Origin of the sequence: Clostridium boliviensis, assembly GCF_033342255.1 — a bacterium.
Lineage (GTDB): Bacteria > Bacillota > Clostridia > Lachnospirales > Lachnospiraceae > Lacrimispora > Lacrimispora boliviensis.
Map to the genome: position 1 here is coordinate 1 of NZ_JAWONS010000321.1, position 504 is coordinate 504.

The window sequence follows — 504 nt, forward strand, 5'->3', positions numbered from 1 at the left end:
GCTGTCCCGCGTTGTCCACGTCAAAGCCGATAATGTTTACAATCGCCTCAATCTCTGACTGGTGAAGCTCCTTTGCCGCCTTGACCGGATCCCCGCCGCAGGTCTCAATCCCGTCGCTCACCACATAGATAATGTTCTCTACATTCTCTCCCGCCTTCCCGCTCAAATCGCTCTTCGCCTGCTCAATCGCCGCGGCCAGAGGAGTCCAACCCGTCGGGTGAAACTTATTTAAAGACTTCTGAAAAGACGATTTGTCATAGGCTCCTAGAGGATAGACCACCTCGGTGCTTTTGCAGGAGAGTTCCTTATCCTTCTGCTGATTGCTTCCCTTGTGGCCGTAGACCCGCAGCGCCACCTGAGCTCCTTCCGGCAATTTGGAGACAAAATTCCGGATCGCGTCCTTGGCCAGGTCCATCTTCACTCCGCCGCTCACCCGGCCGGCCATGCTCCCGCTGGCATCCAGGAGAATTTCCACATTCACCTGCTTGGGCAGTTCACCCTCCG

Annotated in this window: 1 protein-coding gene; it reads right to left on the reverse strand. The window is 56.0% G+C overall.

Going from position 1 to position 504, the window contains the following annotated elements; all coding sequences use genetic code 11:
* Positions 1 to 504 (reverse strand): VWA domain-containing protein (locus RZO55_RS21910; RefSeq protein ID WP_318066391.1); only part of this gene is annotated, 504 nt, incomplete at both ends.